This window comes from Anabaena sp. 54, from assembly GCF_017355725.1.
GTDB classification, from domain to species: Bacteria; Cyanobacteriota; Cyanobacteriia; order Cyanobacteriales; family Nostocaceae; genus Dolichospermum; species Dolichospermum heterosporum.
In genome coordinates, this window is record NZ_JAAVWA010000003.1 from 69571 (window position 1) to 95958 (window position 26388).

Below are 26388 nucleotides of genomic sequence, written 5' to 3' on the forward strand. Positions count from 1 at the left end.
GCTAATAACTTTAGTTTATGGGATCTGCGCGGTGTCGTTCTAATTCTTATGTATTCAGTCTTCATCTTGTCTCCTATCTGTTTCCTCTTTATGCTATACTATAAACAGATCGTGTACAAATAAAGCAATGATACCTGAGTTCGATGTAAGAAAACCAGCTAAAAATGAGTATTCAAAAGGGTTAGAGGCTTTTCTGGAAAGAGCCTATATTCTCAATAAGCCTTAATTATTGAGAATTAATAGGAAACCAGCCTAGATTTAAGTAAATTTTCATAACAAAATCTAAATTTATATTACGAATACTATTTGAATACAAACTCAAAGTACCTCAGATTAGGGACAATAGAAGAGGTTTAATTAAAGAAAATTAATGATTATAACTCATGGAATTAGAAACTATTTTCTGTGAAATTGATGATTTTTGTACCTATTTTGAGCCAATATTTCAAGCTCAACTTATCCCATCCCAAATAAAAAAAAGAATTAGACCCAGCCGATTATGTCTAAGTGAAATTATGACAATAATTGTGTATTTTCATCGCTCTAGTTACCGCAATTTTAAAGATTATTACCTGAAACATATCTTCAAATATTGCCAAGGTGAATTTCCCAATTTAGTGAGTTATCAAAGATTTGTTGAATTAATGCCAAATGCTTTAATTCCCTTGATGTATTATCTGAATACACGAAAAGGACTCAATACAGGTATAAGTTTTATTGATAGTACCTCTATTCCCATTTGTCATTCTAAAAGAGCCAAGACAAATAAGGTCTTTAAAGATTTAGCTGGCTGGGGGAAAAGTTCTATTTGTTGGTATTTTGGGTTTAAACTTCATTTGATTATTAATGATCAAGGAGAGTTACTTGCGTTTCAAATTACTCCTGGAAATACAGATGACCGAAAACCTGTTCCCACTTTGACTAAGAACTTATTTGGGAAAATATTTGGAGACAAAGGATATATTTCTCAAAAACTCTGGCTTGAACTTTGGTCTAATGGACTCAAATTAATCACTCCTTTCAAGAAAAATATGCGGAATAAGCTCTTGTCCCTGGAGGAGAAATTAATGCTCCGAAAACGCTCTTTAATTGAAACTGTTAATGACCAACTCAAAAATATTTCACAACTTGCTCATTCTCGACATCGAAGTGTTACTAATTTCATGGTTAATGTTGTTGCTGCAATAATAGCTTATACTTGGCAACCTAAAAAACCTTCTTTAAGATTTGATGAAAATGAAATTGAAACCTTACCAGTTTTATTAGCTTAATTACCAATTAAATATCAATATTACCTAATAGTAAATACATTTCAAAAAATTAATTTTTTGAGAACTTTTTGGCGTGGGCTTTAATTCTCAATAACCAATACTTATTGACAGAACTGTTGCTGTTACGTACTTTTAGACTTTTTATTTACATCGAACTCAGGTATTTACAGTCATTGCGAGCGAAGGGAAGCAATCACGACCCTTGTAATTGCTTCATTTTACTTCGTTCCATATGGCTAACGCCACGCAACGCTAACGCAATGACAATTTACAGTCATTGCGAGCGAAGGGAAGCAATCACGACCCTTGCGATTGCTTCATTTCACTTCGTTCCATATGGCTAACGCCAAGCTTCGCTAACGCAATGACAATTTACAGTCATTGCGAGCGAAGGGAAGCAATCACGACCCTTGCGATTGCTTCATTTCACTTCGTTACATATGGCTAACGCCAAGCTTCGCTAACGCAATGACATTGTGTAATTAATTCTGTCTCACTGCTTAAGTAATTAACATTTGATACAGCAATCATGACTTTTCAACCACCCTCTTAGATTTTCCTCAAGAGTCGGAACTGGCGTACAATGCTGGAATTGACTAATATTAAGCCACACCAACTTAAAAACAGGATCTTATGCCAGCATTTTTATTAGAGGTCGGTACAGAAGAATTACCCGCAGGTTTTTTGAGTGATGCTATTGTACAATGGCGATCGCGCATTCCCGAAAGTCTCAAAACCCACAATCTCCCCGAAGCGGTTGTCGAAGTCTATGGAACACCCCGCCGGTTAGCAGTTCTGATTACAGGTTTACCTTCCCAGCAAGCAGACCGAGAAGAAGAAATCAAAGGACCACCCGCACAAGCAGCTTTTAAAGATGGACAACCCACTAAAGCCGCCATTGGTTTTGCGAGTAAGCAAGGTGTAGATATTTCCGCTTTAGAAATTCGTCCCACAGAAAAAGGCGATTTCGTCTTTGTCAACAAACAAATTCCCGGTCGTCCCATCGCCGATATTTTAACCGAACTTGTCCCCCAATGGGTCTGGAACTTAGAAGGCAAGCGGTTAATGCGCTGGGGACATGGTGACGGACGATTTTCGCGCCCAATTCGCACCTTAGTCACATTGTTAGATGGGGAAATTTTACCACTACAATTAGAAAATGGGGCAAAAGTTGTTAAAAGCGATAGCCTTTCTCGCACCCATAGAGTCTTACACCCCCAACCCGTCAGCATTGACCACGCTACAGAATATGTCAAAACCTTGGCTTCTGGCTATGTAAATGTACTCCCAGAAGACCGAGCCGAAATCATCACAAATCAAGTGAAAGCAGCAGCCGAAAAATTAGGCGGATATACCCCAATTTACCCCGACTTACTAGCAGAAGTTGTCAATTTAGTTGAATATCCCACAGCAGTTATCGGCCAATTTGAAGAGGAATTTCTCAATTTACCAAAAGAAGTAATTACCGAAGTCATGGTAAGTCATCAGCGTTATTTTCCCGTCTTCAAAAATGCTGATTGCCAGGAATTATTACCCAACTTTATCACCATTAGTAACGGAGATCCTGCCAAATCTGATATTATTGCTGTCGGTAATGCCAGAGTAATTCGAGCGCGGTTAGCAGACGGCAGATTTTTCTATGAAGCTGATTTAGCCAAACCCTTAGAAAGCTACTTACCCCAATTAGAAAAAGTCACCTTTCAAGAAGATTTAGGTTCAGTTCGTGCCAAAATCGCCAGAATAGTTAAAAATGCCGAAAGAATTACCACTCAATTACAATTAAATCCAGACCAAACCCAGAATATACAAAGAGCCGCGTTACTTTGTAAAGCCGATTTAGTCACACAAATGGTCTATGAATTTCCAGAATTACAGGGAATTATGGGCGAAAAATACGCCTTAGCTAATGGCGAAAATCCAGAAGTTGCAAAAGCCATCTTTGAGCATTATTTACCCAGAAATGCTGATGATATTTTTCCCCAAACTCTCACAGGTCAAATTGTCGGTTTAGCTGATAGATTAGATACTTTAGTGAGTATTTTTGGTTTAGGTTTAATTCCCACAGGTTCATCAGATCCTTTTGCATTGCGTCGCGCAGCAAATGCGATTGTTAATATTACCTGGTTGGCGAATTTACAAATTAATTTATCAACCCTTTTAGAAGAAATCGCCACAGATTTCGCTACAACTTTTAACAAAGATGCCAAATCCTTAATTAAAACCTTGCAAGAATTTTTCCTGCAACGGATTCGCACCTTATTACAAGATGAAAAACAGATAGATTACGATTTGGTAAATGCAGTTTTGGGAGAAAATGATCCTGAATACACAGAACGAGCATTAACGGATTTATTAGATGTCCGCGATCGCGCTCTCTATTTACAACAAATCCGCAAAGATGGTACATTAGATAAAATCTACGAAACCGTCAACCGTTCCACCCGGTTAGCAGCCCAGGGAAATCTAGACTTTCAAACCCTAGAACCACAGTCTTTAATTAATCCCCAACTGTTCCAGAAAAAATCCGAATCTGCATTTTATAACGCCTTACTTGAATTAGTTCCTCAAACCCAAGCAGCACAACAAAACCGGGATTACCAACTATTAGTAACCGCACTAGCAAAAATTGCCCCCACCGTCAGTACATTTTTTGATGGTGAAGACAGCGTTTTAGTTATGGACGCAAATCCCGATATTAAGCAAAATCGCTTAAATTTACTGGGATTACTGCGAAATCACGCCCGTGTATTGGCGGACTTTGGCGCGATAGTCAAAAATTTGTAGCATAACGCAACAAAAATTGGTGTAATTTTTGCCAATTAACGCTACTATAGTGAAGCTTAACCAGGGATGCTACATAGTCTATGCCAGAAGCGTTAATTATTGGATTCGGAAAATCCGGTGTTGCTGCGGCAAGATTGTTGAAACAGGAAGGCTGGGAGGTTGAACTTTGCGATAGTAGCACCTCCCCAACCCTCCTCGAACAACAACAACAACTCGCCAGCGAACACATCACCGTCAAATTAGGACACAAACCAGAATTCACCAACTCTGATATATCCAAATTAATAGTTTTCAGTCCCGGAGTTCCTTGGGATATTCCTATTTTAGCCAAAGCGCGAGAATTAGGCATAGAAACTATTGGCGAAATGGAACTAGCTTGGCGATATTTGCAAGATATTCCTTGGGTAGCAATCACCGGGACAAATGGTAAAACTACCACCACCGCTTTAACTGCTGCCATTTTCCAAACAGCGGGATTGAACGCCCCCGCCTGTGGTAACATTGGTCATGCTGCTTGTGAGGTAGCAATACAGGCAAGAGGCAAGAGGCAAGAGGCAAGAGGGAATACAGACAAAAGTTCCGTTGATTGGATAATTGGTGAACTTAGTAGTTATCAAATCGAATCTTCCGTAACTTTAGCGCCCCGCATTGGGATTTGGACAACCTTCACCCCAGATCATTTAGCCCGACACAAAACATTAGAAAATTACTATAATATCAAAGCCAAATTATTACATAACTCCCAAATTCAAATATTTAATGGTGATGATACTTATTTGAGCAAATTAGGATTAACTCATTGGCCAAATGCCTATTGGACAACCGTTAAAGGTGAAAAATTCTTAATCGGCGAAAAAGGCTTTTATATAGAAAATGGCTGGGTAATGGAAAAAATTACCCCCACACCACAACCCATTGTAGAGGTATCTGCATTGCGAATGGTAGGGGAACATAACCAGCAAAATCTGCTCATGTCCGTCGCCGCTGCTAGATTAGCAGGTATAGATATTACCGCTATTTCTCAAGCTGTGCGTGAATTCTCTGGCGTTCCCCACCGTTTAGAACATATTTGCAATTGGCAAGGAATTGATTTTATTAACGATAGCAAAGCCACCAACTACGACGCAGCCGAAGTAGGATTAGCATCTGTCCATAGTCCCGCCATTTTAATTGCTGGTGGCGAAGCCAAAGCCGGGGATGATACCACTTGGTTAGCCCAAATTCAAGCCAAAGCCGCCGCCGTTTTACTCATAGGTAACGCAGCACCAGCATTTTCTAAACGGCTGCAAGAGATGGGATATAGCAATTATCACATAGTTGAAACAATGGCAAACGCCGTATCCTTATCTGCGGAATTAGCCAAAAAATATCAAGCCTCTGTAGTATTATTATCTCCAGCTTGCGCTAGTTTTGACCAATATCCCAACTTTGAAATGCGGGGTGAAGACTTTCGGCAATTGTGCCAAAAATATCTAGTACCGTAGGTTGGGTTAAGCAAAGCGCAACCCAACATCAATCAAATTGATGTATACTAAACACGGGTGAGATTTAAACTTTTGCCAAATGACAAAAAGCCCAGATGTGTAGGGGTAAAGCAAGAGCTTCATTGGTGTCAACTTAAGGTAAAACCTGTAGCCCGCCTGGGAATGAATTCCCAGTCTAATAGCAGAAGTCATCTGAAGATGACTAAATAACCCGGAAATTTTTGAGTAAACTTTAAGTAGGTTGGTGTTGAAAATTGTCGTTATGGCAAGGCAAAAGGCAAGAGGCAAGAGGCAAGAGTGAAGAGGGTTTGGGCGATTTTACATTTCTTTACACAGTTTGGTTTTATTGTGTTCACCTACTTAATTCATGTTGATTTAATATCAGGACTTACGCAAAATATTCCTCAAACCCTCATTTCTCTGTGTTCTCTGTGTTCTCTGTGTTCTCTGTGGTTCATTATTCCGTAACTCGTGCGTAAGTCCTAAATATCACTAAAATTAATAACATTGACAGGTTGAATATCACTTTTTTGTCAATTTGTCAATAGGAAATTTTTGCGATCGCTCAAATTAGATCATTTCTGAGCAAATTCATGGCTAAAATTGTTGAGGGAATAGCTATTAATTTTGTAAAGTTTTGTATTAGCCTGGGAAATTAATTTCTGAAACTACTGTCAATAAAGGGTTTGAGACTAACATCTTCTGAAAGATCCAAAATTGACAATAGTAAGCCAATTATGAAATTCTCTGAAATTATAGCAAATCGCTGAAAGTATAGCAACCTCGTTGATAAATAGAAAAGATTCTCAATTAATTATTAAGAAAATCTAAAGGCAAATTGCTAAAAGTTATAAATATCAAAAGTATTATTGATTTTCTATAATTTAAACTTATCATACAGCCATTATGAATAATATATCTGATAAACAGCATCTAGGATAAAACTAAGAGCATATTATAATTGTGCGATAGCGAAGCGCTGCTGCAAGCAGTTCGCTTTTTCGACTTAAGCTCAAATCCCTACCACATCTCGTTCCTAGTCTCTGACTAGGAATGCAGTTGATGAGGCTCTGCCTCTCATATCATTGAAGGCAGAGCCTTCTAGAATTCATTCCCAGTCAGAGACTGGGAATGAGATGATCTGGGTTCTTTGCGGGGTAGATATTTTACGTTAAGTTGACACCAATGAAGCTCTTGCTTTACCCCTACACATCTGGGTTCTTTGTCATTTGGCAAAAGTTTAAATCTCACAAGTACATAGTATAACTCTTAACTGGGAACAGTTTCAACTGTCTGGACATCCTCAATTTTCCAAATCTGACAAAGAAAAATGCACCTATTTTGAGACACAATCAGCCAAAACCTGGCACTTCTTTGTGATGAAAATCCGTGAAACTCTTATTAATAAATGGTTTTAGCTTTATTTAGCAAGCCCTAATTAAGTAGGTGAACAGAAAAATTTAAAGGTATGTGAAGAAAAGTAAAATCACTCAAAACTCTCTTCCTGTTCCCTGTTCCCTGTTCCCTGTTCCCTGTTCCCTGTTCCCTTGCCCCAACGACAATTTTTAACGCCCACCTACTTAACAATTGTCCAGAAACTATCCTAGCTAGTCCACGTCACCATACATATTACATATTATTGGCAATCCTATCATGAGTCGTTCTATCCATTGGCAATCTAGCACCGCTGCACTCATGGCTATAGCCATTACAACAGGTACAGCCATCCCCATGCTATCATTTAACCCTGTTTTTGCCCAAGGATTTAATCTCAATCAATCGCGGACAATTAGTATCCCCGCTAATGTCACTTTACCTGTTACCTACGAAAAAGAGAAGGTTATCGTCAAACCGGGTGAAACATTGGCTCTAACTCTGAAAATAGCTGACAATGTTACTGATAAAAACAGAAATATTTTAATTCCTGCTAATACTGAAGTTATTGGAGAATTACAACCAGTAAGATTAAATGGGGCACCTACTAATAATAACCGGCAAGGTGTCCGCTTTGTAGCCAGGGAATTAGTATTTCCCTCTGGACAACGACAACAGATTTATGCTAACTCTAAAACCATCACCCAAACAGAAACAATTACCAAAGGATCAAGCACTGGACAAATATTAACAGATGCGGCTATTGGTGCGGGTGCTGCTACTCTGATTTCTTTGGTGACTGGTAACAAGAAAATTGAAGTTTTAGAACCCGTAGGTGGTGCAGCAGCGGGGGCTTTAGCTAGTGTACTATTGCGAAAACCAAAAGCTGATGTTTTTGTGTTAAGACCAGAACAAGATTTAGATATTACCCTGACTTCAAATTTAGTCATAACTCGTCAATAAACTTATAGCGGTATGCACTGGAATGAAATACATCATAGTCCCCTCCTCGCTTGCGGGGAGGGTTTGGGGGCGGGGTTCTTGTACTTCATAACACCACAAAGTGCTGTAATAGTTTTGAAGTTGTGAATTTCATAATATAAATAAATTTTAGTCTCACGCAAAGGCGCGAAGACGCACTGAGGTTTGAGTTTTAAAGGTTCAATTTGGGAATTTCATACCTCACATTGGTGTCAACTTAACGTAAAACCTCTATCCCGCAAAGAACTCAAGTCATCTCATTCCCAGTCAGAGACTGGGAATGAATTCTAGAAGGCTCTGCCTTCAATAATATTAGAGGCAGAGCCTCATCAACTGCATTCCTAGTCAGAGACTAGGAACGAGATGTGGTAGGGATTTGAGCTTAAGTTGACACCAATGCATACCTCAATATGGCTACGCTACGCAGGCTATCAGCAACGCCTGAAATTTTTAAGTCTATTTATTTATTCCCTATTTTAGCCAACAGATTGCAACCAAATTATAAATGTAGTTCCTGGGGTATTTGGTAATGTGATAATTGAGTTAATGGCTGGACTAAAAACCTCGATGTTTCCCTGCATTTCTACTATTAACTGTTTAGCAATGGCAATTCCTAAGCCAGTTCCCGGAATTTCTGTTTTTGCCTGTACACCCCGGTAATGTCTTTCTCCTAGATGTTCTAAGTCCTCTGGAGGAATACCTGGACCTGTATCACTAATAGCAATACCTTGTAAATTTCCTTTTTGTTGCCCACATTGTACTAAGATTTTACCTCCAGGTGGTGTATATTTTAAAGCGTTATCAAGGATATTACTCAAAACTTCTCCTAAGGCTTTTTCATTCACCCTCGCTAGGGGTAGGTGAGGAGAAATTTCTGTGATTAATTGTAGATTTCGTTCTTGAGCGATCGCTTGGGCAGATATTAATAAAGGTGCTAATAAATCTACTAAGAAACGATTAGTTAATTGTTCCCCTGTTCCGGGCAATAATAACGCAGGTTTAGCTGCTTTTTGGACATTTGCGTTAATAACTACTTTTGATTCTGGTAGAGGTAAAGGTTCTGAATCTGCTGTATTTAAATCAATTACTTGATCAAATTGTTTTAATAGTTCTTGTAAGCGATCGCTCTCCCGGACTATACTGGTGGCTACTTCCCGATTAGGATCAACCGGGAGCATCCGCTTAAATAGTAATTTCCCAAAGGTGCGGATAGCAGTTAAGGGGTTACGAAATTGATGTAAAAGATTATCTAATAAATCCCGTTGTCTCTCTTGGAGAATTTGTTCCTGCTGGAGTTGATGTTGTAACCATGACTGGCGCTGGTCTAAAATGCAAGCGATCGCTAAAGTCTTAGCAATGCGTTCAATTTCCCGTTCCTCTCGTTCATTCCATTCCCTATCTTCTCTCGCCGTCACCAATAACCCCATCATCACGCCTTCATGAATCAAAGGTAAAACAATTTGGTTATGACTCAGCCAGTATTCATCTTGTGCATCGTGTAAATTTTGTTTTCCTGTTGCTGCCGATTCCGCTGATTCATGGGAGGATATTGGAGTCGGTTTTAACAATCTCATTTGCTGATTGGGTAATGCTAAAACATTAGCTAACCTTACAGGATGACCTTCCCCCACATCACTATATTCATCACTAGGATTTAATGCTATAGTCTCTGGATACACCATTACTGGAATTAGTCGTGCCTCTGCTGTAGATTTTTCTACTAGTTCTTGTGTCAAATAAACAACGCTAAAGCCCGCTCCCATCCCTTGGGTTAGCAGAGCCATTTGCTCTCGACATAGAGCAAGAAAATCAGAACTGGCAGACATTAGCATGAGTTCAGGAATCTAGGAGGAAGAATAAGTCACCAAGTCAGAAGAAGAAGGAAAGAAGGAATTGGTAGGGGTTTAGCTTATGCCTTACCCCTATAGCTTTCGACCTAATTTTCGCATTTTATTCAAGTACATAACGTTACTAAGGCTTCTAGCTATCTAGTTTAGTCTGGTAATGGATGATTGGTAGGGAAACAATAGCTGAAAAGTCAGCAATTTTTTTAATTTTTAAGTCTTCATTTTTGACAGTTTTACCCTAGTTGTATCAAAACATTAAAAACTATTGATCTTTTAAGATAGAACTTATATAATGACGACGGATTTTGTAGCCATAACTACAGTCTATAGCTTGAAACAGGAGGACAATAGGTTGGCAAGGAGACGCAAGCGGAAGAGTCGTCGTAGGCAGGAAGGACGGCGCATACTTGAGCATATCCCTCAGTACAGCATTGAAAGTGGCGAAGATAAACCTGTGACAGCAGCAAGAAAGTTCATTCAAGCTGAAGGTATCACGCCACCTGCGCTGCTACTAGTAAAACGCAATGAACATACAACAGACCGATATTTCTGGGCGGAAAAAGGTCTGTTTGGCGCTCAATACGTAGAAGAGAATCATTTCTTGTTCCCTAGTCTCAGGATTTTAGAATCACCAACAGCACCACAAACTGTGTCTGTTGCTGTGGCTAGTAACTAAACAACAAATGACTATCATATCTTGTAAATGTGACTTCTGACTCTGTGAATAATTAACTGGCAATTATGACTGGTTTGTTCAAAAATTCCATTTCTTTTAATTTTTTGGTTGAATTTGCCAGTAGAGTTTAAATACATTCTCTCAAGTCATGGGATAATTAATTCCTCATTAATCTGTAATAGATTAGATGAATCAGTTTGTTATCAGCTTATACAAAAGAGAATAGCGACAGAGCCAAGGTCATCCAAAAAATGAAGTATGAATTATTTATTTATGCTCTCACTAATTTGGACTACTATCAAGCTCTGTCCGCCAATTTAAATTTTTCCTCATGACATACCAAGCATCAGGAAGATTTCCCTACTGCTGATTTACTCAAAACTTGAGTCAGAAGCCTACATAATGCTAGTTTTCACCCCCAACAATTAATCAAGTGTCAAGTGTCTTTAGCTGTAATGCCCTTTGTAACTCAGCCAGTTCATCTCTATGGGCAGTTACAGTGATTGTACTTGAGAAGTTTTGCCCACTTGGGATATTTTCCATCTTGAGTGACACCTTCTCAAGTCTTCCAGATTTTTTCCAGTACAATAATCCACTTAAAGGCGAAAACAGGATTATTAATAGAAAAAATTGGCCAAAATCGGGCAAAAGCATTGATAGAACCAACGCCAAACAACCCAAACCTACGGCTGCTAATATAGTCAAAAATATAGCTAGAAACCAGCTAGGGCTAACCAATCCTTCAAAAGTGACTTGATTTTTAGCAGTATCTACCGCTGAAACTCGATAAGCACGAGAGCGAAAATACTCCTTTAATGCAGCCATTAATGTATTTTCATCCTGTTCTGAAGTCAATTGCATCATTTCTGTACGATCCTTGGTCGAAGCGCGTATAAAGAAAAATAATCCAACTGATAACAGAAAAGTTAAGAGGAACGTAGATTGAGAAACAGTAGAATTCATAACTAATTTTACGTCTGAAATTTTCAGTAGACTTAACCCATTATCAATTATTCTGGAAATAGGTAACAGCTAACAAACAACAAACGGAAGTTGTTCTTAATTTTTAAGTTTTAATTTTTATATGACGCAAAACTCCGAAACACCATCATCTAACCTCCGGGCTATAGCCCAACAATTTCGCCTAGCAGGTTGGATTAGTTTATGGATTCAGTTGGTATTAGGTGTAATTTCTGGAATAATTGTCTTGTTATTTGGCATTTTTAGTCAAAAAGCAGGTAGCCCCAGTAACAATCCAGGAACGGGCTTTGGCGTGTTTTTAGCAATTTGTGGCATACTTCTGTTGGGTGCTGGTATTTACTTAGCTTATCGCTACACTAGAATTGGCAAGAAATTAGAATCCCCTAATCCCACTAATCGCCCTCGTAAGGTGGAAACTGTGCAGGTATTACGTTTAGGTCTATGGATAAATTTAGGGGGAATATTAGTCACTTTATTGGGAGCGCAAGCGATCGTTGGTACACTAGTAGCTAGGTCTATATCTCCTCAAGCAGTAACTACTCAATTATTTGACCCAACTCGGATTATTAGCGGTTTAGATATGCTCATAGTCCAGGCAAATACAAATACTGTATCAGCGCATTTTGCAGGTTTATTAGCATCTTTGTGGTTAATGAATCGGATTAATAAACCATAATTGACAGTGGTTGTGGTATCCTAATCTTTGAAAACAGGTAATTCTAAAATAAATCCTGGTAAAACATTTTCTCCCGATAAACTTGTCGGTAATGATACTATTTCTACAGACTGATTTTGACGGTAAATTTCTACTTGTTGATTTTGAGGATCAATTAACCAACCTAAACGTAAACCACTATTAAAATACTCCTGCATTTTCTCCTGTAATTGACTCAAAGAATCTGTACGAGAACGCAATTCTATGACAAAATCAGGACAAATTTTAGCAAATTTCTCTTTTTCTTGAATGCTTAAAGAATCCCAACGTTCATTAGCAATCCAAGCCACATCAGGAGAACGTTTACCACCATTAGGTAGAGTAAAAACAGTGGAAGAACTAAATACTTTTCCGAGTTTAGTTTGACGATTCCAAATCACAACATCTGCATTAAACTCTGATTCTCTATTACCACTAATTGCACCAACTGGAGGCATAATTATTAATTCTCCTTTAGCTGTTTGTTCAAGTTTCCAATCTTCATTGATTTGACATAGTTGATAAAATTGATCATCACTTAACTCTACATTTTTGATATTTAAAATAACTGATTGAGTTGTCATCATTGCTGAAAACTCCTTAACGCTTAGGTAATGGAGAAGAGTATCTGAACTAATTATCAACTATATTTGGTAAATTTACCACTGATCATAATTAAACGCAGATAAACGCAGATAAACGCAGATGAGAAAGGTGGCATTAGTATATAGGGTTTAGCATTGTTAAGCCCTTACGATTAATTATCTCAATCAAGTATAATTGACAAAACTTAACGAAATTCACCAATGCTGGATATTAAACAAATTAGAGAAAATCCCCAATTAGTACAAGAAAAGTTGAATACTCGTAGTGGTAAATACGAGATTCAGCCTATCTTAGATTTGAGTCAACAACAACGGGAATTGGAAGTAAAACGCAATGAACTCCAAGCCCGGAGTAATGAAATTGGTAAACTGGTGGGACACAAGGTAAAATCTGGTGTTAATCCTCAAGATGCAGAAATTCTGGCTTTAAAGGATGAAGGAAACAGCCTCAAAATCACATTAAGCGGATTAGAACCCCAGGAAAAAGAGTTAAAAGCGCAAATTCATCAATTACTCTTAGCACTTCCTAACCTTCCCAGTGATTCTACCCCCATTGGTACAAGTGAAGATGATAACCAAGAAGTGAAAACATGGGGAGATGAATATAAACCCGAAAATCCCAACATTGTCCCCCATTGGGAAATCGGCGAAAAGTTGGGAATTTTGAACTTTGAAAGAGCGGTAAAAATTGCCCAAACTCGGTTTGTGAGTTTGATAGGTGCGGGTGCAGGTTTAGAAAGAGCATTAATTCAGTTTATGCTTTCTAAACATATTGAAAATGGCTATATAGAAGTTAGTCCACCGTTATTAGTAAATACAGATTCTTTAACGGGAACTGGACAATTACCCAAGTTTGCAGAGGATAGTTTTAAATGTGCAGAAGATGATTTATGGTTAATTCCCACCGCAGAAGTTCCGGTAACTAATTTGTATCGAGGGGACATTATCAACGGGGAAGAATTACCAATTTATCATACTGCATATACGCCATGTTTTCGGCGGGAAGCGGGAAGTTATGGACGGGATATGCGGGGTTTAATTCGGTTACATCAATTCAATAAAGTTGAGTTGGTGAAGTTAGTAAAACCGGAAAATTCTTTTGATGAATTGGAGACGTTGCTAGTCAGTGCAGAGAGTATTTTACAGGCTTTGAAATTGCCTTATCGGGTGATTAATTTATGTACTGCTGATTTAGGTTTTTCTGCAACAAAAACTTATGATTTAGAGGTGTGGTTGCCTTCTGCTGGGAAGTATCGAGAGATTTCTAGTTGTTCTAATTGTGTTGATTTTCAAGCGAGAAGGGCGGATATTCGGTTTAAGGAAACTGGTAAGAAAGGAACGCAGTTTGTACATACTTTAAATGGTTCTGGTTTGGCTGTGGGTAGGACTATGGCGGCGATTTTGGAGAATTATCAGCAAGCTGACGGGACGATTAAAGTACCGGACGTTTTGCAGGTTTATTTGGGTAGGGAGGTTTTGTGATTTAGGGGTTTTGTAGAGGCGTTTGGGGTGCGTCTCTACATGGGTTTTGATAAAGCATATTTTTAGAATATATTATAAGTTGATACCCTAGCAGTATACTAACTTTAGTAAAGTAACTGTAAATTTTATTCTGAGCATAAGCTTATGCAAAAACAGTATATCTACTCAATACTCGGTCTTTTCGTTGGTGCTTTTATTAATGTCATTTTTAACCTAATTGCCGCTGCTATTCAGCAACGCACTATTGGTGAAAAGTTTAATAATCAGACGATTTGGTGGATGGCTATATTTGCAACTTTAGGCTTGTTAGTTGGATATTGGTTAAGCCTCAAATCAGAAAGTTCTAATAAAGCGAAGCATCAAGGTGGAATTAGAGGCAGACGCATGAAAAGTAAGAAAGGTCGTTTTCGTGCAGAGGAAAGCACTGGTCAAGGTATTGATCTAGAGGATGTTGAAGCTGAAGGTGATGTTGATCTTATAGGCACTCACTTACAAAACGATAAATATCGTAATTCTATTCATTCTATTTTACCAAATGTCCCTGGATCTATTGATGCGAACTCCTTAAATGCTGGTGGAAATATAGCTATCTTCAATGGTTCATTACCTCTAGCAGAGCAACTTAACTATTTCCAAGACCAGTTAAATATTTCTTCTTCTCATCCAGATAGCTATCCTTCAGCTAGACTCCAATCGTATTGGAATATATGGAGAAAACTCCAATTACTCCGGTTAGCGGGAGAGGAATTGTGGAAAGGAGCAAGCGAAAATAATATTATGAATTTCTCTCAACTGTTGAACGAAATACTCTTAAAATTAGATGAAAGTGCGATATTCTTTGAAGAAGAAGAATATATGAGGCTTCGGGAAATATTAAATGTATTTGGTAACTTCAGACTTGGAAAGATTCGTCTTATAGACATACGCAATGAAGAAGATTTATATCGAATCTCTTCGAGTCAAGCAAGGCGGCAAATCGAACGTAATCTTAGATACAAATGTGAGTATGAAGAACTTTTGGATAAAATTCGTGTTTCTTTTAGAGATAGGCTTAGATGCTAGATTATCTAATCTTGATCGCTCATCTGGTAGGGTGCGTTAATGAAATGTAATGCACCGTTTTTTATTAAAATTTAACTGTCTGAATCAGGATATCCAGGATTAAAGGATTAACAGGATTATATTTGATATTGATATTGTGGAATATTTGAATTAGTGCAATTTCTGAAAATGTAGATGAATATTAAAAAACATCCTGTACATCCTCAAATCCTGAGCATCCTGATTCAGACAAGAAAATTAACTGTCTGAATCAGGATATCTAGGATTAAAGGATTAACAGGATTATATTTGAGTTTGATATTATGGAATATTTGAATTAGCGCAATTTCAGAAAATGCAGATTAATTTTAAAAAACATCCTGTAAATCCTCAAATCCTGGACATCCTGATTCAGACAAAATGCAATTTCAGAAAATGTAGATGAATATTAAAAAAACATCCTGTACATCCTCAAATCCTGGACATCCTGATTCAGACAAAATGCAATTTCAGAAAATGTAGATGAATATTAAAAAAACATCCTGTACATCCTCAAATCCTGGACATCCTGATTCAGACAAAATGCAATTTCTGAAAATGTAGATGAATATTAAAAAAACATCCTGTAAATCCTCAAATCCTGTGCATCCTGATTCAGACAAAAAGGATTAACAGAATACAGTATAGTAAATTTAGCAAAGTAATCACACTTTAATAATATGACCAAAACAATATACATAGAAACAAGTATTATTGGTTATTTAACAGCAAGACCTAGTAAAAATTTGATAGTTGCTGCTAATGCAGAATTAACAAGAGACTGGTGGGACACTCAGCGAAACTCCTTTACTATTTACATTTCTCCACTGGTATTGCAAGAAGTAGCAAAAGGTGATGCAGAAATGGTGAATAAAAGACTAGAAGTTTTAAATAACTTTCCTTTACTTGATATCACAGAATCAGTACAAAATTTAGCACAGGAATTCCAAAAACAAAGTAATTTACCACCCAGTGCTGCTTATGATACTGTTCACATTGCTACAGCTACCGTCTATGGATTGGATTATCTGTTAACATGGAATTGTAAGCACATTGCTAACCCCTATATTCAGAAAAAACTCTCACAGATTGCTGATAGTTTAGGTTATGAATTGCCAACAATATGTACACCTTATGAAATGTTAGGAGAATAATTTATGTGGAATGATGAAGTTTTGGCAGAAATTCGCAAAATAAGAGATGAACAAGCTAAGTCATTTAATTATGATTTGGCTGCTATTTGTGCTGATTTAAGAAAACAACAAGCAACAAGTGGAAGAAAGATTATTTCTCTTCCATTGAAGAAAGTAGTTCTCTCACGCTAATTTTGTATGGTGCATTAATACAAGATGATGCACCTTTTTCTATTAATATTTAACTGTCTGATAGCGTGGCGCAAGCCATATCAGGATATCCACCGATTAAAAGATTAACAGGATTGTATTTGATATTGATATTCTGGGATATTTAAATTAGCGCAATTTCTAAGTAATTCCAGTTCATAATAATCGGGTAAAATAAGTTTATGTTAAACGAGTATTAGAATTAATAGAAGGAGAGTAATCATGAATTATCCCATAGTTGTTTATCCTTGTGAAGAAGGCGGTTTTGTAGCAGAAATTCCAGCATTAAAAGGATGTTTAGCACAGGGTGAAACTTTAGAAGAAACCTTACAAGAATTGATAATTGTGCGAAACTTATGGTTAGAAACAGCCGAAAAACATGGTCAAAAATTGCCAGATATTGAAGGTGCTATTGCAAAAGTGAAAGCTCTAAGTAGCGTATAAATTTTAGAATCAGGATTTCCACCGATTAAAGGATTAACAGGATTGTATTTGAGTTTGATATTGTGGGATATTTGAATTAGCGCAATTTCTGAAGATCTAGATTAATGTAAAAAAAACATCCTGTACATCCTCAAATCCTGGACATCCTGATTCTGACAAAATGCAACTTCTGAAAATGTAGATAAATATTAAAAAAACATCCTGTACATCCTGATTCAGACAATTTTTAGCTACAATTAAAGCATAAACAACTAACATGAATTAGAGGAAATAATCATGAATACAGCCAAACTTAGCAGTGACGGTACTCATCAAATGGTAATATTACCAACAGATTTTAAAATGACAGGTACTGAAGTCTATGTTAAAAAAATTGGTAATGCCATTATTCTTATTAGTAAAGATAATCCTTGGCAAACTCTAATTAATAGTTTAGATCAATTTTCTGATGATTTTATGACCACTAGAGATCAACTTCCTATTGATAAAAGAGAGGAGTTTTAAATGCAATATCTTCTCGATACTAATATCTGTATTTATCTGATTAGGCAAAAACCAGAAAAAGTTATAGCACGATTTCAAACCTTGTCAATTTCTGATATTGGCATTTCTTCCATTACCGTTGCTGAATTAGAATATGGAGTTTATAAAAGTCAGCAACAAGAGAAAAATAAAAATGCCCTCATGCAGTTTTTACTTCCTTTAGAAATTATTGAATTTAGTCAAAATGCAGCAGTAATTTATGGATGTATTAGAAGTGATTTAGAAAGAAAAGGGCTTGTAATTGGACCAATGGATATGTTAATTGCTGCTCATGCAATGAGCTTAGGTGTTACTCTCGTTACTAACAATATCCGCGAATTTTCTCGCATTCCTAAACTCTCGTTAGAAAATTGGGCAGAGTAAGTTAATGAAATGTAACGCACCGTTTTCTATTAATATTTAACTGTCAGAATCAGGATAACCAGGATTAAAGGATTAACAGGATTATATTTGATATTGATATTGTGGAATATTGGAATTAGTGCAATTTCTGAAGATGTAGATTAATATTAGAAAATTATCCTGTACATCCTCAAACCCTGGACATCCTGATTCAGACAAAATGCAATTTCTGAAAATGTAGACCAATATTAAAAAAACATCCTGTACATCCTCAAATCCTGGACATCCTGATTCTGACAAAATGCGATTGTTTAAACTATAATAAAATATAACCATCATTCATCATCAAATTATTATGCTAAAAAGTTACGAAGCAATTTATGAAAATGGCCAATTAACATGGTTGTCAGAACAACCTCAAGTTAATTCTGCTCGTGTGATTATCACTATACTACAAGAAAACTTACCATCAAAAAAACGCCGTACTCCTCCTGCTTCTATTGCTGGTAAAGGTAAAACATTGGGTGATATTGTTAGTCCTATTGTGAATGAAGAAGAGTGGGAATGTCTCAAATAATAATTCTTGATACTCATATTTGGTTCTGGTTTATTAATCAACAATTTGATAAATTTCCTACTCACTGGAGAGAATTTATTGAAACGGCTGACGAGGTAAGTATTTGTGTTATCTCCTGTTATAAAATAGCACTTGCACAACAACGAAGAAGACTAGAATTACCTTGTGCTACTAATCAATGGTTTCAGGAAGCATTAGCACCAGCAGGTATTACATTATTTCCCTTGACTCCGGAAATTGCTTGTCGTGCTGTGAATTTATCTCCTGTTCACAAAGATCCATTTGACCGTTTAATTATTGCTACTACATTAGAATATCAAGCAAAATTAGCCAGTATTGATGGTTTCTTTTCTCAATATCCTGAACTCAATAATTATTTGATGAAATAGTTCGCTCATCTTATAGTGTGCGTTAATGAAATATAACGCACCGTTTTTTATTGAAATTTAACTGTCAGAATCAGGATAACCAGGATTAAAGGATTAACAGGATTATATTTGAGTTTGATATTGTGGGATATTTGAATTAGTGCAATTGCTGAAGATGTAGATTAATATTAAAAAATCATCCTGTACATCCTCAAATCGTGGACATCCTGATATGGGTTGCACCACTCTACGCTATCAGACAAATTTGGTATAATTAACATGATCATTTACTAATTAAGTGAACTATGAAAACACTAAGTAGGTTGGCGTTGAAAATTGTCGTTATGGCAAGGCAAAAGGCAAGAGGCAATAGGCAAGAGTGAAGAGGGTTTGGGCGATTTTACGTTTCTTTACACAGTTTGGTTTTATTGTGTTCACCTACTTAGACATAAAAGTAACTATAACAAATGATGGCAAATTATTAGTCAATTCTCCTGTAGATATACCAATGGGAGAATATAACGCTGTTATTGTATTAGAAGATCGCCCAATTGAACATCATCTGCACCAATTGCAGAATGTGATGGGGAATTAGAGTGGTAAATTGGAAATTAGTTTATACTAAACAATCTCAGAAAGATGCTAAAAAATTAGCTGCAAGTAATTTAAAATGAATTTCGCTCAAACCCTCACATTTAAGGGTAAAAACCCGGTTGTCACGTTGTTAGAAAAAGTCTATTCCACAGGTGTTAAACTCACAACTTCAGCTATGGAAGAACTGGAAACACAGATTCACCACCTTCCTGATCTCAAAAAATGGTTTGTGGAAATTTTTGCTAAACCAGCATAGTTATTGGATCATCTTTTTTGTGGAGTTCTCTTATGTCTGATTTCAACTGGAAATTTTTAAGTGTAGTTTTATCTTGGCAAGGTTTATTTACTGTAATTATTACTAATTGCTTATTGATTCTCAATCTAGCTACAAAACCAGCCATTGCTCAGAACAGACAGGATTGTTGGGTATCATCAAAAGCAACTCAAGAAAAAGAAAACTTACGTTTATTGGCTTTTAAAGGCAATAAAGAGGCGGCAAGTCGCTATCAGAAATTACTCAAACAGCATACACAAGAATTAAAAACCTGTCGTAGTCAGACTTGGCCGCAAACTCAGGCTATTTGGTTGCGCCTGTATCCCTGTGATATCCAGCCGGGAGCAGTTGATCAAATTATGGATCGAATTGTCAACCAAGGCTATAACCAAGTTTATTTAGAAGTATTTTATGATGGACAAGTGTTATTACCCGCCGCAACTAATTCTACAGTTTGGCCTGCTGTAGTTCGCCTTCCTGGTGCAGAAAAATTTGATTTATTAGCATTAGCAATTAAAAAAGGGCAACAACGGGGTTTAAAGGTTTATACTTGGATGTTTACGACTAACTTCGGTTACACCTATGCTCAACGTGCAGATAGACAAAATGCGATCGCTCGTAATGGCAAAAATCAAACCAGCTTATCCGTAGTAGAAGATAGTTCCCAAGTCTTCATTGATCCCTACAACACCCAAGCAAAAACAGATTACTACCGTATGGTACAACAGGTTATCCGCCGTCGTCCAGATGGTATTCTCTTCGATTATGTTCGTTATCCTCGTCAGACCGGCATTGACTCGATTGCTACCAAAGTTCATGACCTCTGGCTATTTACTCCAGCCACCCAAGAAGTCCTATTTAGTCGCGCCAAAAATGCCAAAGGATTAGAATTAATTCGTCGTTTTTTAACCAAAGGATATGTCAGCGCTGGCGACATAGCAGAAATTGATAAACGCTATCCTCAAGAAGATGAACCCTTATGGGAAGGGCGTATTCCCCCCAAAAAGCAGAAATCCTTACCTTCTCCAGCAGAAAAACAGCGGGTTTTGCAATTGGATTTGTGGTTACTCTCCGTTGCTCATGCTATGCAAGGTATCTTAGATTTTGTAGCTTTAGCAAGTTACCCAGCCAAACAAAAAGGTATTCCCGCGGGAGCAGTATTTTTTCCCGAAGGTAATCAAGCTTTAGGACAGGGGTATGATTCCCGCTTGCAACCTTGGGATAAGTTCCCCAGTACCCTAGAATGGCATCCCATGTCCTATGCAAATTGCGGGAATGCTAATTGCATTGTGGCGCAAGTTCAACAAGTTTTAAAAATGGCGCAACCAGGTACAAAAGTGATTCCGGCTTTAGCTGGGAAGTGGGGAGAATCAATTAGCAATCGTCCCCCATTAGAAGTACAAATGCAAGCCCTCCGCCAATTATCTCCTCAAATTAAGGGTGTTAGCCATTTTGCTTATTCTTGGCAACATCCTGAACATGACGGAGAACGGAAAGCTTGCAATGTTCGGTGAACAATGCTGTAACTACGAATCAACATACTTATCTAATGTAGTAGCTAATGTAGTTTTAGGAACAGCACCAACAACTGTTTTAATTTGTCGTCCCCCCTTAAATATCATCAAAGTAGGAATACTGCGAATCCCGTAATGACTAGCAACAGTAGGATTTTGATCAGCATTCAACTTTACCACTTTTACCTGTCCTTCATATTCCGCAGCCACTTCTTCTACTACAGGAGACAGCATTTTACAAGGACCGCACCAAGGGGCCCAAAAATCAACTAAAACAGGAGTTTGACTTTCTAGCACTTCTTGTTTAAATGTAGCTTCAGTGACATTGGTAATAGATGACATAAATTATTGGCCTAGATTTCAATCAATAACTTAATAATATCGAATAAAAGAGGAGAGCAGGAAAACCAAATTATCTGCGTTTATCTGCGTCTATCTTCTGCCATCTGCGTTTAATTATTGCCCATTATACCTCACTTGCGTCGAAATTTCTCTACTTTCTTAAAGTGTTAATTTACCCCTAAATTAGGAGAATTTTGATCAGCACCACAATGATGACAATAAGGTAATTCTTTATAAGTTAACTCATGACAATTATGGCATTCAACATATTGATAATAACCGCAGTGGGGACAGTGGCTATCTTGAGGACGAATTTTTCTAGCACACCGAATACAGCGGGATTTTTGAATTCTGTTAGCTGCTTGAATTCTATGATTAAAGACAACGGTTTGGAAGAATTTAATCATGCCAAAACCAACTAAGGGAATTAGCAAAATATAAACATAACTAATTAGGAAAACTAGCCCACCAAACAGAAAACTAATAATATCAAACAAGAATTTAAATATTACACCAATTTGCAGAAATTCAAATATTTTCAAAATTAGCGGAATGAGAAATATCACTAGCAAATGCCAGCTAATTAATCCTATTAATCCATATCCTTTCCGTTGACTGAAATTATTAACTAATAATGCCATCAGAATAAGTGGAATTAAAAAGATAGCCTGAAAAACTAATTGAATGCTAGGATACCAAAAGGAAGCATCTTTATAGCCTTGTTCAACTTGATTAAATTTAGTTTCATCTTTGACAAAAGACAAGAAATTAACACTTTCAGGTTTTGTCAGCAGTTGATTTTGCAGATTAGCAATTTCCTGTTTTAAGTTGGCAATTTTCTGATTATTTTGTGTTAATTCCTGTTTAGCTTTTTCAGCGCGAACCTGATTAATAGAATTACCTGAAGACTGACCGGCAATTTTTTCTGATAATGTTGAATCATATTGCTGACGAATGGTAGCATTTGCTTGTTCAAGACGACTAATTTTATCTTGAGTCTGATTTATCGTGGTGATAATTTTCTGATTTTGAGGATTATTCAGTTTATCTTTAGATTCACCATAGTTCAAACAGATTTCCGAAACTTTACCTAAATGTCCAACTTGTACATCTTGATATGTTTGCCGAATTTTTTGCTCATTGCTACCGTAAGGTAGTGAACTCCTCAAAAATTCATAATCTTTATTTTTTGTAGTTTGGGTTTTGTAATTGTTCCATTCAGAATAACATGGATAAGCTTGATTTGGGCTAAGATGCCATTCACTAATATTATTTAAACCCGTAAATACATTAATTAAAATAAAAATATCAACTAAAATAATGACAACTAAACTCACTTTATTCAGTGGTTCGTTGTTTACTGTCCGAGAGTTATTAAAAAACCGATTTGAAAGCCGGCGGATTCTGGTAAACATATAAACAGGATTCAGAATAGTTACAACTGAAATTAATTTACCATTTTCCTATGACTTTAGTGGTTTTTTTGTTAAGTTTTATATACTTGTTAATTAGTTAGTTCTATTTTTTTTGTGGGTAAGTTAAATATTTTTTTCTCACGCAAAGACGCAGAGGCGCAAAGGAAGAGAGAAGGAGATAATGAAACCGACGGATTTAGATCCCCGACTTCTTTGAATGATCTTCATTATTTACAAAAAATTTAATTCAGAAGTCGGGGATCTTTCCTGCCTAACTTAACTTATATTCATTATTTGTTAATTTTTCTGATTTGTTCCATAGCCCTTTGATAGTCTGTTTCGTTACCTTCTTTTTTAAAGATATTTGCGGCTGTTTGGAGATCTTGAATTGCACCCTGCTTATCTCCTAATTTAGAACGGACAAGTCCTCGGTTGAAGTAGGCCTGTACATAATTGGGATTAATCTTGATAGCCTGAGTGTAATCATCAATTGCACCCTGCTTATCTCCTAATTTAGAACGTGCAAATCCACGTTTTTTGTAAGCATCTTCATGATTTTGTTTCAGTTGTAATACTTGAGTATAACAATCAAAAACACCTTGATAATCTTTTTTCTCATGACACTCTTTACCCAAGCGCATATATTCGTCAGCTTTAGAAGATGTCAAATTATCTAAATAGCTGCGTAAACCACCAGAATAAAGCAATTCATTTATTCCCACAGCAGCAGAGGTAATCATATTTGTTGGCAAAAATCCCGCCAAAATCAGATTGTATTCAGCCTGAGCTTCGCTAACTTCCTCTTGAATTAAAATACAAACTAGAACTGCATTTTTTTCAATTTCTTCTTGACTAATTGACCATTGAATTTTATCAAAGTTGCCATTCCGGGCTTTAACCTGAATACCAATTGATGAGTCAGCAGTTAAGGTAAAATCAACTTTTCCATCACCACCAACGCGCTTTTCATAGTCAACTTCTGTGACAAAATCAGCTAAACGGGATTTAACAACTTCCTCAGCTAACTTCCCCTTCATATTGTTGATAAAAACATCACGAATAGCGACGCGAGAATTTAGTCTACCTGAGTTCGATGTAAGAAAACCAGCTAAAAATGAGTATTCAAAAGGGTTAGAGGCTTTTCTGGAAAGAGCCTATATTCTCAATAAGCCTTAATTATTGAGAATTAATAGGAAACCAGCCTAGATTTAAGTAAATTTTCATAACAAAATCTAAATTTATATTACGAATACTATTTGAATACAAACTCAAAGTACCTCAGATTAGGGACAATAGAAGAGGTTTAATTAAAGAAAATTAATGATTATAACTCATGGAATTAGAAACTATTTTCTGTGAAATTGATGATTTTTGTACCTATTTTGAGCCAATATTTCAAGCTCAACTTATCCCATCCCAAATAAAAAAAAGAATTAGACCCAGCCGATTATGTCTAAGTGAAATTATGACAATAATTGTGTATTTTCATCGCTCTAGTTACCGCAATTTTAAAGATTATTACCTGAAACATATCTTCAAATATTGCCAAGGTGAATTTCCCAATTTAGTGAGTTATCAAAGATTTGTTGAATTAATGCCAAATGCTTTAATTCCCTTGATGTATTATCTGAATACACGAAAAGGACTCAATACAGGTATAAGTTTTATTGATAGTACCTCTATTCCCATTTGTCATTCTAAAAGAGCCAAGACAAATAAGGTCTTTAAAGATTTAGCTGGCTGGGGGAAAAGTTCTATTTGTTGGTATTTTGGGTTTAAACTTCATTTGATTATTAATGATCAAGGAGAGTTACTTGCGTTTCAAATTACTCCTGGAAATACAGATGACCGAAAACCTGTTCCCACTTTGACTAAGAACTTATTTGGGAAAATATTTGGAGACAAAGGATATATTTCTCAAAAACTCTGGCTTGAACTTTGGTCTAATGGACTCAAATTAATCACTCCTTTCAAGAAAAATATGCGGAATAAGCTCTTGTCCCTGGAGGAGAAATTAATGCTCCGAAAACGCTCTTTAATTGAAACTGTTAATGACCAACTCAAAAATATTTCACAACTTGCTCATTCTCGACATCGAAGTGTTACTAATTTCATGGTTAATGTTGTTGCTGCAATAATAGCTTATACTTGGCAACCTAAAAAACCTTCTTTAAGATTTGATGAAAATGAAATTGAAACCTTACCAGTTTTATTAGCTTAATTACCAATTAAATATCAATATTACCTAATAGTAAATACATTTCAAAAAATTAATTTTTTGAGAACTTTTTGGCGTGGGCTTTAATTCTCAATAACCAATACTTATTGACAGAACTGTTGCTGTTACGTACTTTTAGACTTTTTATTTACATCGAACTCAGGTTAGTCTATATTTTTCAGCCATTTCCCAGCAAAAATCCCGTAATTGGTCTAACCTTTGACCAGAAATGACAGTTAATTCACTATGCTGGCCTTTTTCGTCACAATGGAGTAATTTAGCAGATTTAAGTCTTTGAATAAAATCAGTCTGTTGTGCCTTGAGTGGTGTTGTCCAGTCCATATTGGTTTAAATTTGCTCTACTGTGACAAGGTATATAATTTCATTATTCCCGATCAAGAGGCAAAAATTCCATCTCTCAAACTCTTCCTCTGCGTCTCTGCGTGAGACCATTGGTGTCAACTTAACGTAAAACCCATAGCCCGCCTGGGAATTAATTCCCAGTCTAATAGCAAAAGTCATCTGAAGATGACTAAGAATTGTCTAAATCCTCAGTTTACTTTAGTAAACTTTAGCTATTAGCCCGGAAATTCATTTCTGGGCGGGTGTGGAAGCCAAACAAATAAGGTAACTAATGGCGTGAGACAAATTCCTACTTTGATTCCTGCGCTTCCGTAGGTTGAGTAATAGCTTGACAATATCTAATTAAAGTATCAATGCGTTCTTCAATAGTTTTCAACCTAGCTTGCAATGTCGTTAATTGCTTTGCTCCTTGGAGAAACATCATATCTACTTCCAATAGTCGCAACTGCTTACTTATTTCGGTTTTATAGGATTGTTCTCGTGAATTAGCATCAACCAAAGGAACAATTTGCTGGCTAAAAAACGCCTGTAATTTGGCTAAATGCGGACGTAACTCCCCAGCATTGAGTTTACCTGCTGTTACATTAGTCCGAAACTCGTCTAGAAATGTTGCCAATTCCTGATATTTATCACAATTAAAAGACATCTGTTGCTAGTTAAGATAGTATTAATGTCAAGAAAATTTTCTTATATCCCCAAGCTTTCCATTGTTCCTGCTCAAAATCACAAGTCTCAAATTTTATTTGGAGGCTTGATTTACCGTCAATAGGTTTTTGATTATGTTTGAAACAA

27 protein-coding genes are annotated in these 26388 nt (G+C 36.6%); 19 read left to right on the plus strand and 8 right to left on the minus strand.

Features of this window, described 5'->3' with window-relative positions; all coding sequences use genetic code 11:
* Positions 1-383: 383 nt before the first annotated feature.
* The 4 genes from HEQ36_RS04880 (at position 384) to HEQ36_RS04895 (ending at position 7876) form a co-directional block, all read left to right on the plus strand.
* The gene (locus HEQ36_RS04880) at positions 384-1271 is read left to right on the plus strand and encodes an IS982 family transposase (protein WP_168634808.1); all 888 of its coding nucleotides are present in this window, start codon (positions 384-386) and stop codon (positions 1269-1271) included.
* 633 nt (positions 1272-1904) lie between these two features.
* Positions 1905-4055 carry a glycine--tRNA ligase subunit beta gene (glyS, locus tag HEQ36_RS04885; RefSeq protein WP_168634809.1) on the plus strand — a complete coding sequence of 717 codons (2151 nt, stop codon included), beginning with the start codon at positions 1905-1907 and terminating at the stop codon, positions 4053-4055.
* A gap of 80 nt (positions 4056-4135) precedes the next feature.
* Entirely contained in the window at positions 4136-5539 is a 1404-nt protein-coding gene (murD, locus tag HEQ36_RS04890; protein WP_168634810.1) for a UDP-N-acetylmuramoyl-L-alanine--D-glutamate ligase, read from the plus strand.
* Between the two features lie 1653 nt (positions 5540-7192).
* The gene (locus HEQ36_RS04895; protein ID WP_168634811.1) at positions 7193-7876 is read left to right on the plus strand and encodes a conjugal transfer protein TrbI; all 684 of its coding nucleotides are present in this window, start codon (positions 7193-7195) and stop codon (positions 7874-7876) included.
* Positions 7877-8370: 494 nt separating this feature from the next.
* Here the strand turns inward: HEQ36_RS04895 and HEQ36_RS04900 are convergent, their stop codons facing one another.
* Entirely contained in the window at positions 8371-9726 is a 1356-nt protein-coding gene (locus HEQ36_RS04900) for a sensor histidine kinase KdpD (RefSeq protein WP_168634812.1), read from the minus strand.
* A gap of 367 nt (positions 9727-10093) precedes the next feature.
* Between HEQ36_RS04900 and HEQ36_RS04905 the strand changes: the two genes are divergently transcribed.
* A complete protein-coding gene (locus tag HEQ36_RS04905) occupies positions 10094-10417 on the plus strand; it encodes a DUF3155 domain-containing protein (RefSeq protein WP_053541224.1) in 324 nt (107 codons plus the stop codon).
* A 429-nt stretch (positions 10418-10846) separates the two neighbouring features.
* Here HEQ36_RS04905 and HEQ36_RS04910 read toward each other — a convergent pair whose 3' ends face one another.
* A complete protein-coding gene (locus tag HEQ36_RS04910; RefSeq protein ID WP_053538630.1) occupies positions 10847-11380 on the minus strand; it encodes a cofactor assembly of complex C subunit B in 534 nt (177 codons plus the stop codon).
* Positions 11381-11501: 121 nt separating this feature from the next.
* Here HEQ36_RS04910 and HEQ36_RS04915 point away from each other — a divergent pair, with 121 nt between their 5' ends.
* Positions 11502-12074, plus strand: a complete 573-nt coding sequence (locus HEQ36_RS04915; RefSeq protein WP_053538629.1) for a DUF3611 family protein — start codon at positions 11502-11504, stop codon at positions 12072-12074.
* A gap of 20 nt (positions 12075-12094) precedes the next feature.
* Here HEQ36_RS04915 and HEQ36_RS04920 read toward each other — a convergent pair whose 3' ends face one another.
* Positions 12095-12679 (minus strand): Uma2 family endonuclease, encoded by a 585-nt coding sequence (locus HEQ36_RS04920; protein WP_053538628.1) that lies wholly within the window; start codon positions 12677-12679, stop codon positions 12095-12097.
* 219 nt (positions 12680-12898) lie between these two features.
* On the opposite strand from HEQ36_RS04920, the gene serS reads away from it, so the two are divergent.
* The 12 genes from serS to HEQ36_RS04980 all read left to right on the plus strand — a co-directional run bounded on the left by serS (position 12899) and on the right by HEQ36_RS04980 (position 21258).
* Positions 12899-14179: a serine--tRNA ligase gene (serS, locus tag HEQ36_RS04925; RefSeq protein WP_053538627.1), complete on the plus strand. Its 1281-nt coding sequence runs from the start codon at positions 12899-12901 to the stop codon at positions 14177-14179.
* A 144-nt stretch (positions 14180-14323) separates the two neighbouring features.
* Entirely contained in the window at positions 14324-15241 is a 918-nt protein-coding gene (locus tag HEQ36_RS04930) for a hypothetical protein (protein WP_053538626.1), read from the plus strand.
* Positions 15242-15939: 698 nt separating this feature from the next.
* A complete protein-coding gene (locus HEQ36_RS04935) occupies positions 15940-16413 on the plus strand; it encodes a type II toxin-antitoxin system VapC family toxin (protein WP_168634813.1) in 474 nt (157 codons plus the stop codon).
* Between the two features lie 3 nt (positions 16414-16416).
* Positions 16417-16584 carry a hypothetical protein gene (locus HEQ36_RS04940; RefSeq protein WP_168466228.1) on the plus strand — a complete coding sequence of 56 codons (168 nt, stop codon included), beginning with the start codon at positions 16417-16419 and terminating at the stop codon, positions 16582-16584.
* Between the two features lie 240 nt (positions 16585-16824).
* A complete protein-coding gene (locus HEQ36_RS04945; protein WP_148759970.1) occupies positions 16825-17046 on the plus strand; it encodes a type II toxin-antitoxin system HicB family antitoxin in 222 nt (73 codons plus the stop codon).
* A 276-nt stretch (positions 17047-17322) separates the two neighbouring features.
* Positions 17323-17550, plus strand: a complete 228-nt coding sequence (locus HEQ36_RS04950) for an antitoxin (protein WP_168634814.1) — start codon at positions 17323-17325, stop codon at positions 17548-17550.
* The gene (locus HEQ36_RS04955; protein ID WP_168634815.1) at positions 17551-17952 is read left to right on the plus strand and encodes a type II toxin-antitoxin system VapC family toxin; all 402 of its coding nucleotides are present in this window, start codon (positions 17551-17553) and stop codon (positions 17950-17952) included. It abuts the gene before it with no gap.
* A gap of 334 nt (positions 17953-18286) precedes the next feature.
* Complete coding sequence (locus HEQ36_RS04960; protein WP_053538623.1) at positions 18287-18508, plus strand: hypothetical protein; 222 nt, start codon at positions 18287-18289, stop codon at positions 18506-18508.
* The gene (locus HEQ36_RS04965; protein ID WP_168634816.1) at positions 18496-18897 is read left to right on the plus strand and encodes a PIN domain-containing protein; all 402 of its coding nucleotides are present in this window, start codon (positions 18496-18498) and stop codon (positions 18895-18897) included. Before HEQ36_RS04960 ends, HEQ36_RS04965 begins: the two co-directional genes overlap by 13 nt.
* A gap of 409 nt (positions 18898-19306) precedes the next feature.
* Complete coding sequence (locus tag HEQ36_RS04970) at positions 19307-19471, plus strand: hypothetical protein (RefSeq protein ID WP_168634702.1); 165 nt, start codon at positions 19307-19309, stop codon at positions 19469-19471.
* Between the two features lie 75 nt (positions 19472-19546).
* On the plus strand, positions 19547-19726 hold the full coding sequence (locus tag HEQ36_RS04975; RefSeq protein WP_053538620.1) for a hypothetical protein: 180 nt from the start codon (positions 19547-19549) through the stop codon (positions 19724-19726).
* Between the two features lie 32 nt (positions 19727-19758).
* Positions 19759-21258, plus strand: a complete 1500-nt coding sequence (locus HEQ36_RS04980; RefSeq protein ID WP_168634817.1) for a family 10 glycosylhydrolase — start codon at positions 19759-19761, stop codon at positions 21256-21258.
* A 12-nt stretch (positions 21259-21270) separates the two neighbouring features.
* Here HEQ36_RS04980 and trxA read toward each other — a convergent pair whose 3' ends face one another.
* The 3 genes from trxA to HEQ36_RS04995 form a co-directional block, all read right to left on the minus strand.
* The gene (gene trxA / locus HEQ36_RS04985; protein ID WP_168634818.1) at positions 21271-21600 is read right to left on the minus strand and encodes a thioredoxin; all 330 of its coding nucleotides are present in this window, start codon (positions 21598-21600) and stop codon (positions 21271-21273) included.
* A 167-nt stretch (positions 21601-21767) separates the two neighbouring features.
* The gene (locus HEQ36_RS04990; protein ID WP_168634819.1) at positions 21768-23015 is read right to left on the minus strand and encodes a hypothetical protein; all 1248 of its coding nucleotides are present in this window, start codon (positions 23013-23015) and stop codon (positions 21768-21770) included.
* A gap of 290 nt (positions 23016-23305) precedes the next feature.
* Positions 23306-24052, minus strand: coding sequence for a tetratricopeptide repeat protein (locus tag HEQ36_RS04995; RefSeq protein WP_168634820.1), 747 nt, complete (start codon positions 24050-24052; stop codon positions 23306-23308).
* Between the two features lie 296 nt (positions 24053-24348).
* Here HEQ36_RS04995 and HEQ36_RS05000 point away from each other — a divergent pair, with 296 nt between their 5' ends.
* Positions 24349-25236 carry an IS982 family transposase gene (locus HEQ36_RS05000; RefSeq protein WP_168634808.1) on the plus strand — a complete coding sequence of 296 codons (888 nt, stop codon included), beginning with the start codon at positions 24349-24351 and terminating at the stop codon, positions 25234-25236.
* A 156-nt stretch (positions 25237-25392) separates the two neighbouring features.
* Here the strand turns inward: HEQ36_RS05000 and HEQ36_RS05005 are convergent, their stop codons facing one another.
* Both HEQ36_RS05005 and patD read right to left on the minus strand, forming a co-directional pair.
* On the minus strand, positions 25393-25575 hold the full coding sequence (locus HEQ36_RS05005; protein ID WP_168634703.1) for a hypothetical protein: 183 nt from the start codon (positions 25573-25575) through the stop codon (positions 25393-25395).
* Between the two features lie 310 nt (positions 25576-25885).
* Positions 25886-26242 (minus strand): heterocyst frequency control protein PatD, encoded by a 357-nt coding sequence (patD, locus tag HEQ36_RS05010; protein ID WP_168634821.1) that lies wholly within the window; start codon positions 26240-26242, stop codon positions 25886-25888.
* Between the last annotated feature and the right edge of the window lie 146 nt (positions 26243-26388).